Raw genomic sequence first — 13,571 nt, forward strand, 5'->3', positions numbered from 1 at the left:
TGTCCGCGGAGAGGACGAACCGGTGAGGCGATCTTCGCGGGGTATGCCGTCAGCGGGCTTCTTCACTGACGACCTGACCGAGGTTACCGGAAGATAACGATTCTGTCACCCTGAGACACTGGCAATCCCCCGAAAGGCCCGAATCAGGCCGCGCGGCGGGACTGGGCGTCAGGCCGGCTCACCCACCAGGAAGATGTGCGAAGCGAGTTCGACAGGAAGCTCCAGGCCTTCGTCGATGCCGTCCATCTGGATCAGCACATACCCCTCGTTGAAGCGGTAGTTGCCTCGCGCTCCTGGCACGACACCTGCGTCGCGCAGCTGCTCGAGCAGTTCAGGGTCGACCTGCGCTGGCTCGGCCAGGCGGCGAACCGTCCCCTCGACCGGCTCGTTGGCCGCATTGAGCTTCTTCACGAGACCGATCACGCCCTCATCGAACGTACGGGCGGGAATGTCACCCAGCTGGTCGAGCCCGGGAATCGGGTTACCGTAGGGCGACTCCGTGGGGTGCCCGAGCAGCTCGACGAGCCGGCGCTCCACCTGCTCGCTCATCACGTGCTCCCAGCGGCAGGCCTCTTCATGCACGAACGCCCAGTCGAGCCCGATCACATCCGAGAGCAGCCGCTCCGCCAGACGGTGCTTGCGCATCACGTCGACGGCCTTGCGGCGCCCGGCATCCGTGAGCTCGAGCGTGCGATCCTCAGAGACGACGACGAGGCCGTCGCGCTCCATCCGCCCGACGGTCTGCGAGACCGTGGGGCCGGAGTGCCCGAGCCGCTCGGAGATGCGCGCGCGCAGCGGAACGATGTTCTCCTCCTCGAGTTCGAGGATGGTGCGGAGATACATCTCCGTTGTGTCGATCAAGTCCGTCATTAGGCCCTCCGGGTCTTCTTAGGCAAGCCTACATTCTCGCGCGGACCTCGGAGCGGGTCACACGGAGAAATCACCACACGCATGCGGCCCTAGAATCGACGCATGGCGATCGAGATTCCCCGTGACCTCCTGCCCGTCGACGGCCGTTTCGGCTGCGGACCCTCGAAGGTGCGCGCAGCGCAGCTCGAGTCGCTGGTCACCTCCGGTGCGAGCATCCTCGGAACCTCGCACCGTCAGGCGCCGGTGAAGAATCTCGTCGGCAGCGTCCGCGAGCAGTTCGCGAACCTGTTCCGCATCCCCGACGGGTACGAGATCGTGCTCGGCAACGGCGGCTCGACCGCCTTCTGGGATGCCGCGGCCTTCGGCCTCATCGAACATCGCAGCCAGAACCTCACGTTCGGCGAGTTCGGCGGGAAGTTCGCCAAGGCCGCCGCGGCGCCGTGGCTGGAAGCGCCTGACGTTCGAGCGGCGGAGCCTGGATCGCTCGTGGCCCCCGAAGCTGTCGAGGGCGTCGACGTCTACGCGTGGCCGCACAACGAGACCTCGACGGGTGTCGCGGCTCCCGTCCAACGTGTCAATGCGGACGGCGCTCTCACCGTGATCGATGCGACCAGCGCCGCCGGCGGCATCGACATCGATGTGAGCCAGGCCGATGTGTACTACTTCGCACCGCAGAAGAACCTTGGCTCGGACGGCGGACTCTGGTTCGCCGCGGTGTCGCCTGCTGCCATCGAGCGGATCGAGAAGATCGCAGCATCCGATCGCTACATCCCCGAGTTCCTGAGCCTGAAGAACGCCGTCGACAACTCCCGTCTGAACCAGACGCTGAACACGCCCGCCATCGCGACCCTGCACCTGCTCGACAGCCAGCTGAAGTGGATCAACGAGAGCGGCGGCCTCGCTTGGGCAGGCGCGCGCACCGCGGAGTCATCGCAGGCGCTCTACGACTGGGCGGACGCGTCGGCTGTCGCGACGCCGTTCGTCGTCGACCCTGCGCATCGCTCCCCCGTCGTCGTCACGATCGACTTCGACGAGAGCATCGACGCGGCAGGCATCGCGAAGACGCTGCGCGCCAACGGGATCGTCGACACCGAGCCCTACCGCAAGCTGGGACGCAACCAGCTTCGTGTGGCGACCTTCGTGTCGATCGAGCCCGAAGACGTGCGTCAGCTCATCCGCTCGATCGACTACGTGCTGGCGAACACCGGGGCATAGCATCCTCCCGGTGCCGCCTGCGGGCGGCACCGGGAGGATCACTCCTCTTCGCCGGCGCCCTCGTCGGACTCTTCGTCGTCGGAGTCGTCATCGTCGGACTCTTCGTCGTCATCACCCGCGGAGTCGTCGAGTTCATCGATGTCGACGCCGTCGAGGTCACCGGCGTGCAGCGTTCGCGGTTCGTCGTCGTCTTCGTCCAGGTCGTCGTCGACGTCCTCATCGAAATCGTCGTCATTTTCAGCATCGTCGCCATCGTCATCAGAGGCCGCGCCGGCATCTGGCGAGTCTCCAGCGTCTGCCGCGTCGGCCGCGGCCTGCTCGGCGCGTTCGATCTGGTGTGCGCGGTACTCGGCCAGACGCTCAGCCCACGGCACCCATTCCGGCGCGAGAAGCGCACTGTCCGTCGGCATCAGATCTGCTTCGAGAACGGTCGGCTCGGCGTCATCGACCCGAGCGACCGTGACCGTCCAGTACCACCCGGGGTATCCCGGGAGTCGGTTCTCGAAGCGCAACGACACCGACCCGTCGTCCTCGACGAAGTAGCCCGCCGCGGGACCGACCGTCGAGGCAGGGGTGATCTCGTGCAGCGCCGCGAGCGCGAGATCATGCGCGCCGATCAGGCGTGCGTCGGCATCAGGCATCGAGGTCCTCTGCGACCTTGCGCAGCATGGCAGCGATCTTGCGCCCGTGGCTGGAAGACGGGTAACGACCGCGGCGGAGATCTCCGCCGATGCTGTCAAGGAGCTTAACCAGATCTTCGACGATGATCGCCATGTCGTCTGCGGGCTTCCGCTTCGCCTTCGCGAGGCTGACGGGAGCTTCGAGCACCCGCACTGACAGCGCCTGCAGACCGCGCTTGCCGTCTGCGACGCCGAATTCGACGCGGGCGCCCTGTTTGACCGTCGCGCCCGAGGGCAGAGCGGAGGCATGGAGGAAGACATCCTGGCCGTCATCGCTGGCGATGAAGCCGAAGCCCTTCTCGTCGTCGTAGAACCTGACCTTGCCGGTGGGCATGGAGAACCTCGCTGTGTGATGGTGCTGGAAAGGAGGCGCGCATACGCCTCCACCCCAAGCCTACCGGTGTTCAAGGGACTAGGCTGAGACCGATGAGCACGCAGAATTCCGGACCGGACGTTCCCGTCCGCCGACTGGATCGCATCCTCGCCTTCACGGCGCTGACGCTCGCCGCACTCTCCGTCATCTGCTTCTTCGCGATCATCATCGGCAGCGCGGTCGGAATGACGCAGGATTCCTTCTCGGACGGGATCTGGCCGCTCGTCGTCGCGATCCCCCCGTACGGCCTGCCGGTCGCTTTCGCGATGATCATCGCACTGCTCGTGATGAGCTTCGTGAGAAAGGGACGGGCCGCAGGGCGCGCCTGACCATGAGCACGCATGCCCGCCCGCTCGCTGTGTGGTTGGCTGCTGCGACCGATTCGCAGCTGTCCGCCCTTTTCGAAGCGCGCGGAGTGCGACCCGACTCGTCGTGGTCCGATTTCTTCGACGCCGCGGAACATCTCCTCGACCCGGCATCCATCGAACGGATGCTGCCGCGTCTGACCCTGCAGGAGGCGACGGCGCTGCGTCTTGCAGTCGACCGCACGGCCACGAGCGCCGCCGATGGCGACGAGGACCTCGTCATCGACGAGGGCGACCGCGCCGACACGACCGCGGCGCTCGTCGCGGTCGCGCTGCTCCGCCCTGACGGCACTGCGTATCCCCCGATCGTCGACGCCGTGATGGCGCGAGATCTGCCTCCGACACCCCACCCCGACCCCACGACCTCCTCATCTGAGATCGCCGAGGCCCACGCGGCCGAGCGCGCCTTCACTAGTGTCGCGGCGCTCGCGGATCTGTTGATGCTGGCTCGGGAGGCCCCGCTCGCTCTCCTGACCAGCGGAACCCTTGCCGCCGGTGAGAAGCGACGGCTGGGTGACGCGGGTCTCCCGGTCGACATCATGGATGCCCTCGTGATGCTGGCTGAGGACGCCGCCCTCGTCACCACGACTCATCGGCAGCTCCGTCTCACCTCGACCGGAGAGAACTGGCTGCGGCTCGCGGCGCTGGAGAGGTGGACGCGACTCAGCGAGGCCTTCCGCGTGGCTCTTCCCGATGGCCTGCGCACCTCCGCCGGTGGATGGCTGCCTGTGCCGCTGTGGGAGCACCAGCATCCGTGGGATCCGTCCTGGCATGAGCGGTGCGCCGCGCTTCGCAGCCGAGCACGCCTTCTCGGTCTCATCGCAGACGACGACAGCGAGCCGACCTGGGCTGTGCCGATCCGCGAGGGGCGCCGTGTCGAGGTCGCAGCCCTGCAGCGACTGCTTCCGGACGAAGTCGATCGGATCTTCCTGCAGAACGATCTCTCGGCGATCGCGCCCGGCCCGCTCGCGCCGGCACTGGATGTGCGTCTGCGCGGCATAGCGAGCCGTGAGTCCGCAGCGCAGGCCTCGTCGTACCGGTTCACCGCCGAATCGATCTCACACGCCATCGCTTCCGGAGAGACGGCATCCTCGATCCTCGATTTCCTCGGGCAGCTCTCACTGACCGGCATTCCGCAACCGCTCGAGTACCTCGTCATGCAGACCGCTCAGCGGCACGGCCTCGTGCGCGTCTTCGCCGATCCCGAGACGGAACGTACGCGCGTCACGAGCCAGGACTCCACGCTGCTCGATGCGATGGGCGTCGATCAGGCGCTGCGTCCGCTCGGATTGTCGCGGGATGCTTCCGGGCTGACGTCACGGGTCGCGCGCGACACCGTCTACTGGGCGCTGACCGACGCACGATACCCCGCCACGATCGTCGGCGCCGACGGGCAGCCGCAGATCATCGACCGGAACCCTGCGCCGTCGACCGGGGACACGACCCCGCAGTCGTACGACGCGCTCATCGCACGACTGCGCGCCCACCAGGGACCGGACGCGGATGCCGCGTGGCTCGACCGCGAACTGGAAGCGGCCGTGCGCACCAAGGCCGTGCTGCTCGTCGCCGTGGGCATGCCTGACGGATCGACACGCGAGCTGCTGCTCGAAGCGACCGGCCTGGGCGGCGGCCGGCTGCGCGGTCGCGATCGCGCAGCCGATGTCGAGCGCACGCTGCCGGTCAGGAGCATCCTCTCCGCACGTGTGTTCGACCCGTCCCCGACCCCACCGACGACGTCGAGCCCGTGACACCGCAGAACGGTAGACTGGACAGCTATGTCTGATGGCCCACTGATCGTCCAGAGCGACCGCACCGTCCTGCTCGAAGTCGCACATGCGGATGCGGAGAGCGCCCGGCACGAACTGGCGATCTTCGCCGAGCTGGAGCGCGCGCCGGAGCACATCCACACCTACCGGATCACTCGGCTGGGACTGTGGAACGCCCGCGCAGCTGGACACACCGCCGATGACATGCTCGAGACCCTCGATCGCTGGTCGCGCTTCCCCGTTCCTCCGTCTGTGTCCGTGGATCTGCGCGAGACGGTGAACCGCTACGGCCGTCTGGTGATCGAACGCGACGACGAAGGTGTGCTGATCCTGAGTTCGAGCGACCCGGCGGTGCTCACCCAGGTGGCGAACAACAAGCGCATCCAGCCGCTGCTGATCGGGCGCCCGGCACCGGACCGCTACGCCGTCGATGCCTGGGCGCGCGGTCAGATCAAGCAGGAGCTGCTGAAGATCGGCTGGCCGGCAGAGGATCGCGCCGGGTACACGCCCGGGACGCCGTACGACATCGATCTTGCCGAGGACGGCTGGCATGTGCGTCCGTACCAGCAGGATGCCGTCAACGCGTTCTCCAAGGACGGCTCCGGGGTTGTGGTGCTGCCCTGTGGCGCTGGCAAGACGATCGTCGGCGCCGGCGCAATGGCCGCGACGAAGACGACGACCTTGATCCTGGTCACCAACACGGTCTCTGCCAGGCAGTGGCGCGACGAGCTGCTCAAGCGCACCAGCCTGACGGCGGAGGAGATCGGCGAGTACTCCGGCCAGGTCAAGGAGGTCAAGCCGGTCACGATCGCGACCTACCAGATCCTGACCGCCAAGCGGAAGGGCGAGTATGCGCATCTGGCGCTGCTGGATGCTCTGGACTGGGGCCTCATCGTCTATGACGAGGTGCATCTGCTGCCGGCGCCGGTCTTCAAGCTGACCGCAGACCTGCAGGCGCGCCGCCGCATCGGTCTCACTGCGACGCTCGTGCGCGAAGACGGCCGCGAAGGCGACGTGTTCAGCCTGATCGGCCCCAAGCGGTTCGACGCGCCCTGGAAGCAGATCGAAGCGCAGGGCTTCATCTCCCCTGCCGCCTGCTACGAGGTGCGGGTCGATCTGCCTGCATATGACCGCCTCGAGTACGCAGCAGCGACGGATGACGATCGGTATCGGCTCGCGGCATCCGCGCCGGCGAAGATCGACGCCGTCCGTGAACTGATCGCGAAGCATCCGGGCGAGCGCATTCTCGTGATCGGCCAGTATCTCGATCAGCTCGAGACGCTGTCGGAGTCTCTGAACGCACCATCGATCACGGGCGCCACGCCGATCGACGAACGCGAGGAGCTGTACCGCCAGTTCCGCGAGGGAGAGATCGAACTGCTCGTGGTGTCGAAGGTCGCGAACTTCTCGATCGATCTGCCGGAGGCATCCGTCGCCATTCAGGTGTCCGGCTCGTTCGGCTCCCGCCAGGAAGAGGCCCAGCGCCTCGGCCGACTGCTGCGCCCGAAGGAGTCCGGCCACACGGCCAGCTTCTACACGCTCATCGCCCGTGACACGGTCGACCAGGACTACGCGCAGAACCGTCAGCGCTTCCTCGCAGAGCAGGGTTACAGCTACACGATCCTTGATGCGGATGCGCTCACTGCGGCCTGAGCCTCAGTGTCTCTGAGCGCCGCTCCGGCAAATGATCAGCCACTGCATCGACATAGTCACCATAATGGGGACATGACTGACGCGCGCATACTGGTCGTCGACGACGAGCCGAACATCCGCGACCTGCTCTCCACAGGTCTCAGCTTCGCCGGATTTCAGGTGAAGACGGTCGCCAACGGCGCCGCCACGATCTCCGCCGTGCTCGAGGAGGAACCCGACCTCATCATCCTCGATGTGATGCTGCCCGACATGAACGGGTTCAGCGTGACCAAGCGCCTGCGCGGCGCAGGCTTCACCGCTCCTATCCTCTTCCTCACGGCGAAGGACGACACGCAGGACAAGATCGAGGGGCTCAACGCCGGTGGCGACGACTACGTCACCAAGCCGTTCGCGCTCGATGAGATCGTCGCGCGCGCCCAGGCGATCCTCCGCCGCACCATGCAGGCAGACGAGGAGTCGATCATCCGCGCCGGCGAGCTGTCGATGGATCAGGACACTCACGACGTGTACGTCGGCAAGGAGCCGATCGAGCTCAGCCCCACCGAGTTCAAGCTGCTGCGCTACCTCATGCTCAATCCGAACCGTGTGCTGTCGAAGGCGCAGATCCTCGATCACGTGTGGGAGTACGACTTCAACGGCGATGCGGGCATCGTCGAGAGCTACATCTCGTACCTGCGTCGCAAGATCGACCCGCACACGGAAGAGTCCGTCATCCAGACCAAGCGCGGCTTCGGCTACATGCTGAAGGTGGGGAAGTAACCCTCGAAAGGGAGCCGCATGGGGCAAAAGCCTGACGCGGTCACCGGCTGGTGGCGGCAGATCAGCCTCCGCGCAAAGGTCACCGGCGTCACGGTCGCAGTGCTCGCACTGGGCCTTGTCGTCGCCGGGATCGGCACGGTTCCGTTGCTGCGCAATTCCCTGATCACGAACATCGACGCGCAGCTTCCGTCTCTCGTCACGAGCGATCTGGCCAGTCGCTGGTTCGACGTGGAGCTGATCGACGGCGCCCTCGCTCTGTCGCCGTCGGAGAACGCCCCTCGTTCATCGGACTACTTCTTCACGATCTACGCGGCTGACGGCGCGAGGCTCGCAGAGGCCGGCGGCACCGCCGATTCCGAACGGCCGGTGTTCCCCGAGACGCTGACGATCGCTCAGGCGCATGCCCAGGAGGAGGTGACCGCGATCCCGCTGCAAGGCGAGGACGGCGGCGCCTTCCACGGCTCGGTCGTGGTCAGCGACGGCCCCGGTGGCACGCTCTACGTGCAGTACGTCGCGCTTCCGCTGGAGGAGGCCGACAGCATCATCGCCACGTACTTCGGCGTGTACACGACCGTCGCCCTGGTGACGATCCTGATCGCCGCCCTGCTGATCCGGGGCCTGGTCACCCTGACGTTCCGCCGTCTCGGCCAGGTCGAGTCGACGGCCATGCTGATCGCGTCCGGCGATTTCAGCCAGCGCCTGACCGACCTCGAACCCAGCACCGAAGTCGGACGCCTCAACTTCGCGATCAACACCATGCTCGAGCGCATCGACCAGTCCATCGCTCAGCGCGATCGCACGGTTCAGCACATGCGGCGCTTCATCGGGGATGCGAGCCACGAGCTGCGCACCCCGCTCGTGAGCGTCCGCGGCTACGCGGAGCTCTACCGGATGGGTGCCATCCGAGGTGAGGAGGACACCGCGAGGGCCATGGAGCGCATCGAGAAGGAGGCGATCCGGATGGGCGTGCTCGTCGAGGATCTGCTCGCTCTCGCTCGCCTCGATGAGGAACGCGAACCGGAGATCGCGCCGCTCGATCTGCGGCCGGTCGCCAGAGACGCCGCACTCGACGTGCGTGCTGCCGCTCCCGGACGCACGATCACCGTCGTCGACAGAACAGCGGATGCCGTCTCCACCGCGCAGCGCCGCCCGCAGCCTCAGCAGCCGACGACGACGAGCACTCCGACGACCGGCCGCAATCGCACGGGAGCCCTCGCCCGCCTGCGTCGTCGGCCGCGCAACACCGAGTCCGACGATCATCCCGAGATCGACTTCACGGAGGCTCAGGACACGCCCGTGCGCACGCCGCCCATAGTTCTCGGCGAAGAGAACAAGGTGCGTCAGGTCGTCGCGAATCTGCTCGGCAACGCCCGTCGCTTCTCGGTCGAAGACAGCCCGATAGAGCTCGTCGTAGACTCCGATCGCTCTGCCGGCACCGGCAGCATCGCGATCGTCGACCATGGTGAGGGCATCCCGCCGCAGATCCGCGAGCAGATCTTCGAACGCTTCTGGCGTGCGGACACCTCTCGCGCGCGGGAGACCGGCGGATCAGGGCTGGGCCTGGCGATCGTCGCATCGATCGTGTCCGCTCTGCACGGCACGGTGCGCGTGGATGAGACCCCTGGCGGCGGAGCGACCTTCACCGTGACGCTCCCGCTGGCCCCCGCACACGCGACTCCGGAGCACCTGCTGGAAGACACCCAGCCGATCGAGCGCGTCGACCTCGACGAGCTCTGACTCCCCCTGCACACTGACTCCCCCTGCACACTCGGGAGATCCGGAAGATCCTCCACGGCTGCGGCTTACTCAGCATCCAGCGGCAGCGCCGCTCTCGTATGGTCAGAACTCCGATGAGAGGAGTTCCCATGTCCGTCTACACCGTCGACACCGAAGCGGTCTTCGCCGCCACCGGTGCCACCAGAGCCACCATGGAGAGGCTGCGCAGCGAATCACTCGCACTGAAGGCGCAGCTCACCCAGTTGCAGTCATCGTGGACCGGCACCGCGTCAGTCGCGTTCCAGGGTTGCAGCGACCAGTGGAGTGCCGCACAGCTGCACGTCGAACAGGTGCTGGAATCGATCAGCGCGGCCCTCGGCTCAGCGGCCACGCAGTACTCGGATGCCGATCAGTACTCTGCCAGCCTGTTCCGCTGACCCCGAGCCTGTTCCATGCCCCCATGGAACGCAGAAACGCCCCGGCCGAGGCCGGGGCGTTTCTGTCTGTGCGTGTGGACTCAGAAGTCCATGCCACCCGTGGGGTCGCCAGCCGGAGCTGCGGCCTTCTCGGGCTTGTCGGCGACGACGACCTCGGTGGTGAGGAAGAGGCCGGCGATCGAGGCTGCGTTCTGCAGCGCCGAACGCGTGACCTTGGCCGGGTCGATGATGCCTGCTGCGAACATCTCCACGTACTCACCGGTCGCGGCGTTGAGGCCGTGACCGCTGGTCAGCTCGGAGACCTTGTGAGCGACGACACCGGGCTCGAGACCGGCGTTGAGCGCGATCTGCTTGAGCGGAGCCGAGATGGCGACGCGGACGATGTTCGCACCGGTCGCCTCGTCACCCGTGAGCTCAAGAGCGTCGAGTGCCTTGGTGCCGGCCTGGATGAGCGCGACGCCACCACCGGGGACGATGCCCTCTTCGACAGCTGCCTTCGCGTTGCGGACGGCGTCCTCGATGCGGTGCTTGCGCTCCTTGAGCTCGACCTCGGTCGCTGCACCCGCCTTGATGACGGCAACGCCGCCGGCGAGCTTGGCGAGACGCTCCTGGAGCTTCTCGCGGTCGTAGTCGCTGTCGGTGTTCTCGATCTCGCGGCGGATCTGGGTCACGCGACCCTCGATCTGGTCGGTCTCGCCAGCACCCTCGACGATGGTCGTCTCGTCCTTGGTGATGATGACCTTGCGCGCACGACCGAGGAGGTCGAGCGTGGTGTTCTCGAGCTTGAGGCCGACCTCTTCGGTGATGACCTGACCACCGGTGAGGATCGCGATGTCCTGCAGCTGAGCCTTACGACGGTCGCCGAAGCCGGGAGCCTTCACGGCAGCCGACTTGAAGATGCCGCGGATCTTGTTCAGCACGAGAGTCGCAAGAGCCTCGCCCTCGACGTCCTCGGCGATGATGACTAGTTCCTTGCCGTCCTGGATCACCTTGTCGACGACGGGGAGAAGATCCTTGATGTTCGAGATCTTCGAGTTCGCGATGAGGATGTAGGGCTCCTCGAACACGGCCTCCTGGCGATCTGCATCCGTCACGAAGTACGGGTTCAGGTAGCCCTTGTCGAAGCGCATGCCCTCGGTGAGCTCGAGCTCGGTGCCGAAAGTCTGCGACTCCTCGACGGTGACGACGCCTTCCTTGCCGACCTTGTCGATCGCCTCGGCGATGAGCTCGCCGATCTCGGTGTCGGCGGCGGAGATGGACGCGGTGGCCGCGATCTGCTCCTTGGAGTCGATCTCCTTGGCGCTGGCGAGCAGCTCCGCGGTGATGGCCGCGACGGCCTTCTCGATGCCGCGCTTGAGCGAGATCGGGTCAGCGCCGGCTGCGACGTTGCGCAGGCCTTCGCGGACGAGTGCCTGAGCGAGGACGGTCGCGGTGGTGGTTCCGTCACCTGCGACGTCGTCGGTCTTCTTGGCGACCTCCTTGACGAGCTCCGCGCCGATCTTCTCGTACGGGTCGTCCAGCTCGATCTCCTTGGCGATCGACACTCCGTCGTTCGTGATCGTGGGTGCGCCCCACTTCTTCTCGAGCACGACGTTGCGACCGCGCGGGCCGAGGGTCACCTTGACAGCGTCGGCGAGGATGTTCAGGCCACGCTCGAGGCCGCGGCGGGCCTCCTCATCGAAAGCGATGATCTTTGCCATGAGTTTTGTCGTCCCTCCTGGACGTAGACGTTCTGATTAGCACTCAGGGTATGCGAGTGCTAACGCCCATTCTGGCACTCGACCCCATCGAGTGCAAGCCGCGGGAGCGGTCTATTCGACCGGAGCCTCTTCGGAGTCGGGTGCCTGCGTGGAACGATCGGTCCCGATCACGATCACGAGCTGCTTCTGGTCGGGATTACTCGGGTCGGCGTAGAAATCGCTCTGCGCGATCTCGGCCCCGCCGATGACGTCCGCGAGACCGAGCGCGGGCAGCTCATCCGCCTCGGAGACGTAGTAGACGGTCGTGTCCGCGAAATCCTGATCGCCTGCCGTGCCGTAGCTGACCGAGTCAGCGGCCCAGCCGCTGTTGATGAGAGTTTCGCGCAGCTGCACATCGAGGTTGTCCTCACCGCTCGCATTGAGCACGAGCACGGAGTACGTCGTGTCGACGACGCCGGTGACCTCCGGCGTCGGAGCGATCGTCGGCTCTGCTGCCGGGAACAGATTGATGCGCCCCATCAGCACCAGGGCGACGAATATTCCGGCCACGATCAGGACGAGCGCGGCGACGAACGACCACAGCAGCACGACCCAGCCGTTCATCCCCGGATCTTCAGCGCGATGCGCTCCCACACGTCCGGAGGCATGGGCAACATCATCGAATCGATCTCTGACGGACTTGGACACCCGACGATGCTATCTGCCCGTCGCCGAGAATCCGCGCACAGCAGGTGCGCGTCGATGCCTCAGCCGGCGAATCCACGCATTCTGGACACGCGCTGGTCGCTCCTGCTCTCACGGAGGCGGCGCAGGCGTCGCACCAGCAGCGGGTCGTGCTCGAGTGCCTGCTCGGTGTCGATGAGTCGGCCGAGCAGCTGGTAGTAGCGAGCAGGACTCATCCCGAGCGTACTGCGGATCGCCTCTTCCTTCGCGCCGCCGTGCCGCGGCAGGCGCGCTTCGAGCGCCAGGATCGCACGGTCGCGATCAGTGAGGTCTCCGAGCATGCGTCCAGGCTAAGCGCGAAGGTCGTCCGCAGCCGTGCGCCACTCCCACCATCGCCCCAATGGATCGGCGGCAGCGCGCACAGCTCCGTCGAGCGCCACGACGAAGCCGGGCCAGGTCTCGGCGTCCACCGGTGGATGCCACGCGTCGTGCAGCGACGGGGCGTCGATCGTGATCCATCTGGCGGGCAGCGCCTGCACCCGGGAGATGAGCGTCTGTCGCGCTGCCCACGGGATGTGTGCGAGAACTCCCGGCGTCGTGATCACGAGAGTCGCACCCTGGGGTGCGGATGCCGCCACCGAATCGAGCCGCTGGTCGGCATCGCCGCGCACGAGCACGGGAGGATGGGCGGCGGCGATGTCGAGAGCCGCCGTGATGCGTTCGGCGCGCCCTGCCTCGCCCGGCCACACGAGACCCTCCAGCCATGCGCGGTCGCGCGGATCCCGTGCATCGAGCGGATCGATGTCTATGCCTGCGCGCCACACGATCTGCGGCATCCTGACCTCCGGCATCTCGCCGCGGACCTCACTCACCAGCACGACTTCGGACGGCCCGTCATCCGGGTCGAGCGCCGTCCGTACTCCGCCGCCCGCGTCGACGAAACGATAGGAGTAGCGGTCGGGGTACAGGCAGAGACCGCCGGATGCTCCGATCTCCAGCAAGGCGATGGGTCCGTCGATCTCGGAGAGCACCGGTATCAGCGGAGCGAGCCGCAGAGGTTCATTGGTCTGGATTCGGCGCACAGTGCACTCGGCGACCACGTCGTCCGCGTGTGCGAGCAGGAAGTCGCGCCACCGCCCGAAGCCTGCGAGAGGCGCCCCCAGCATCCGTGTCACCGCGAACACGAGCGGCGGCTGCCTGTGCGTCGCGGGGATGCGTGCGAGAACCTCCTGCGCAGCCGGATCATCCTCGACGCCGAGGGCCCACTCCTCGTAGAGCGCCGATCGTCCCGGCGCCTCTTGCCTGGCGAAACGCCCGTAGCGTTCGCGCACAGCATCGCTCATATCCTCATTCTCGCGCGAGGTGGCGCCGGAC

General features: G+C 66.6%; 14 protein-coding genes. 7 read left to right on the plus strand and 7 right to left on the minus strand.

The genetic code is table 11. The annotated features are described in order from the left end of the window. Positions 1-168: 168 nt before the first annotated feature. Entirely contained in the window at positions 169-870 is a 702-nt protein-coding gene (locus HDC95_RS12310) for a metal-dependent transcriptional regulator (RefSeq protein WP_259063821.1), read from the minus strand. A gap of 102 nt (positions 871-972) precedes the next feature. On the opposite strand from HDC95_RS12310, the gene serC reads away from it, so the two are divergent. Beyond that, on the plus strand, positions 973-2,085 hold the full coding sequence (gene serC / locus HDC95_RS12315) for a phosphoserine transaminase (protein WP_259063823.1): 1,113 nt from the start codon (positions 973-975) through the stop codon (positions 2,083-2,085). Between the two features lie 38 nt (positions 2,086-2,123). On the opposite strand, the gene HDC95_RS12320 is transcribed toward serC, so the two are convergent. Both HDC95_RS12320 and HDC95_RS12325 read right to left on the minus strand, forming a co-directional pair. Then, a complete protein-coding gene (locus HDC95_RS12320; protein WP_259063824.1) occupies positions 2,124-2,726 on the minus strand; it encodes a DUF3027 domain-containing protein in 603 nt (200 codons plus the stop codon). Beyond that, positions 2,719-3,099: a cold-shock protein gene (locus HDC95_RS12325; protein WP_259063825.1), complete on the minus strand. Its 381-nt coding sequence runs from the start codon at positions 3,097-3,099 to the stop codon at positions 2,719-2,721. Before HDC95_RS12325 ends, HDC95_RS12320 begins: the two co-directional genes overlap by 8 nt. A gap of 92 nt (positions 3,100-3,191) precedes the next feature. On the opposite strand from HDC95_RS12325, the gene HDC95_RS12330 reads away from it, so the two are divergent. From HDC95_RS12330 to HDC95_RS12355, 6 genes are all read left to right on the plus strand, one after another. Beyond that, positions 3,192-3,467: a multidrug ABC transporter ATPase gene (locus HDC95_RS12330; RefSeq protein WP_259063827.1), complete on the plus strand. Its 276-nt coding sequence runs from the start codon at positions 3,192-3,194 to the stop codon at positions 3,465-3,467. 2 nt (positions 3,468-3,469) lie between these two features. Further along, positions 3,470-5,251, plus strand: a complete 1,782-nt coding sequence (locus HDC95_RS12335; protein WP_259063828.1) for a helicase-associated domain-containing protein — start codon at positions 3,470-3,472, stop codon at positions 5,249-5,251. 27 nt (positions 5,252-5,278) lie between these two features. After that, positions 5,279-6,922 carry a DNA repair helicase XPB gene (locus HDC95_RS12340; RefSeq protein ID WP_259063829.1) on the plus strand — a complete coding sequence of 548 codons (1,644 nt, stop codon included), beginning with the start codon at positions 5,279-5,281 and terminating at the stop codon, positions 6,920-6,922. 72 nt (positions 6,923-6,994) lie between these two features. Further along, positions 6,995-7,681, plus strand: a complete 687-nt coding sequence (locus tag HDC95_RS12345) for a response regulator transcription factor (RefSeq protein ID WP_259063830.1) — start codon at positions 6,995-6,997, stop codon at positions 7,679-7,681. Between the two features lie 18 nt (positions 7,682-7,699). Further along, complete coding sequence (locus HDC95_RS12350; RefSeq protein WP_259063831.1) at positions 7,700-9,418, plus strand: HAMP domain-containing sensor histidine kinase; 1,719 nt, start codon at positions 7,700-7,702, stop codon at positions 9,416-9,418. Between the two features lie 128 nt (positions 9,419-9,546). After that, entirely contained in the window at positions 9,547-9,834 is a 288-nt protein-coding gene (locus HDC95_RS12355; protein ID WP_259063832.1) for a WXG100 family type VII secretion target, read from the plus strand. An 80-nt stretch (positions 9,835-9,914) separates the two neighbouring features. Here HDC95_RS12355 and groL read toward each other — a convergent pair whose 3' ends face one another. The 4 genes from groL to HDC95_RS12375 form a co-directional block, all read right to left on the minus strand. Next, complete coding sequence (gene groL, locus HDC95_RS12360; protein WP_259063833.1) at positions 9,915-11,534, minus strand: chaperonin GroEL; 1,620 nt, start codon at positions 11,532-11,534, stop codon at positions 9,915-9,917. 111 nt (positions 11,535-11,645) lie between these two features. Next, positions 11,646-12,137 (minus strand): LytR C-terminal domain-containing protein, encoded by a 492-nt coding sequence (locus tag HDC95_RS12365; RefSeq protein ID WP_259063834.1) that lies wholly within the window; start codon positions 12,135-12,137, stop codon positions 11,646-11,648. A gap of 143 nt (positions 12,138-12,280) precedes the next feature. After that, positions 12,281-12,538 carry a DUF3263 domain-containing protein gene (locus HDC95_RS12370; protein WP_259063835.1) on the minus strand — a complete coding sequence of 86 codons (258 nt, stop codon included), beginning with the start codon at positions 12,536-12,538 and terminating at the stop codon, positions 12,281-12,283. A gap of 9 nt (positions 12,539-12,547) precedes the next feature. Continuing rightward, the gene (locus HDC95_RS12375; RefSeq protein WP_259063836.1) at positions 12,548-13,540 is read right to left on the minus strand and encodes a DUF2332 domain-containing protein; all 993 of its coding nucleotides are present in this window, start codon (positions 13,538-13,540) and stop codon (positions 12,548-12,550) included. Positions 13,541-13,571 lie beyond the last annotated feature (31 nt).

Source organism: Microbacterium sp. AK031, assembly GCF_024807145.1.
In the GTDB taxonomy this organism is placed as follows: Bacteria; Actinomycetota; Actinomycetes; order Actinomycetales; family Microbacteriaceae; genus Microbacterium.

Excerpts from the sequence above, each read along its gene's own strand:
- HDC95_RS12310 (WP_259063821.1), bottom strand. The coding sequence starts at position 870 with ATGACGGACTTGATCGACACAACGGAGATGTATCTCCGCACCATCCTC.
- serC (WP_259063823.1), top strand. The coding sequence starts at position 973 with ATGGCGATCGAGATTCCCCGTGACCTCCTGCCCGTCGACGGCCGTTTC.
- HDC95_RS12320 (WP_259063824.1), bottom strand. The coding sequence starts at position 2,726 with ATGCCTGATGCCGACGCACGCCTGATCGGCGCGCATGATCTCGCGCTC.
- HDC95_RS12325 (WP_259063825.1), bottom strand. The coding sequence starts at position 3,099 with ATGCCCACCGGCAAGGTCAGGTTCTACGACGACGAGAAGGGCTTCGGC.
- HDC95_RS12330 (WP_259063827.1), top strand. The coding sequence starts at position 3,192 with ATGAGCACGCAGAATTCCGGACCGGACGTTCCCGTCCGCCGACTGGAT.
- HDC95_RS12335 (WP_259063828.1), top strand. The coding sequence starts at position 3,470 with ATGAGCACGCATGCCCGCCCGCTCGCTGTGTGGTTGGCTGCTGCGACC.
- HDC95_RS12340 (WP_259063829.1), top strand. The coding sequence starts at position 5,279 with ATGTCTGATGGCCCACTGATCGTCCAGAGCGACCGCACCGTCCTGCTC.
- HDC95_RS12345 (WP_259063830.1), top strand. The coding sequence starts at position 6,995 with ATGACTGACGCGCGCATACTGGTCGTCGACGACGAGCCGAACATCCGC.
- HDC95_RS12350 (WP_259063831.1), top strand. The coding sequence starts at position 7,700 with ATGGGGCAAAAGCCTGACGCGGTCACCGGCTGGTGGCGGCAGATCAGC.
- HDC95_RS12355 (WP_259063832.1), top strand. The coding sequence starts at position 9,547 with ATGTCCGTCTACACCGTCGACACCGAAGCGGTCTTCGCCGCCACCGGT.
- groL (WP_259063833.1), bottom strand. The coding sequence starts at position 11,534 with ATGGCAAAGATCATCGCTTTCGATGAGGAGGCCCGCCGCGGCCTCGAG.
- HDC95_RS12365 (WP_259063834.1), bottom strand. The coding sequence starts at position 12,137 with ATGAACGGCTGGGTCGTGCTGCTGTGGTCGTTCGTCGCCGCGCTCGTC.
- HDC95_RS12370 (WP_259063835.1), bottom strand. The coding sequence starts at position 12,538 with ATGCTCGGAGACCTCACTGATCGCGACCGTGCGATCCTGGCGCTCGAA.
- HDC95_RS12375 (WP_259063836.1), bottom strand. The coding sequence starts at position 13,540 with ATGAGCGATGCTGTGCGCGAACGCTACGGGCGTTTCGCCAGGCAAGAG.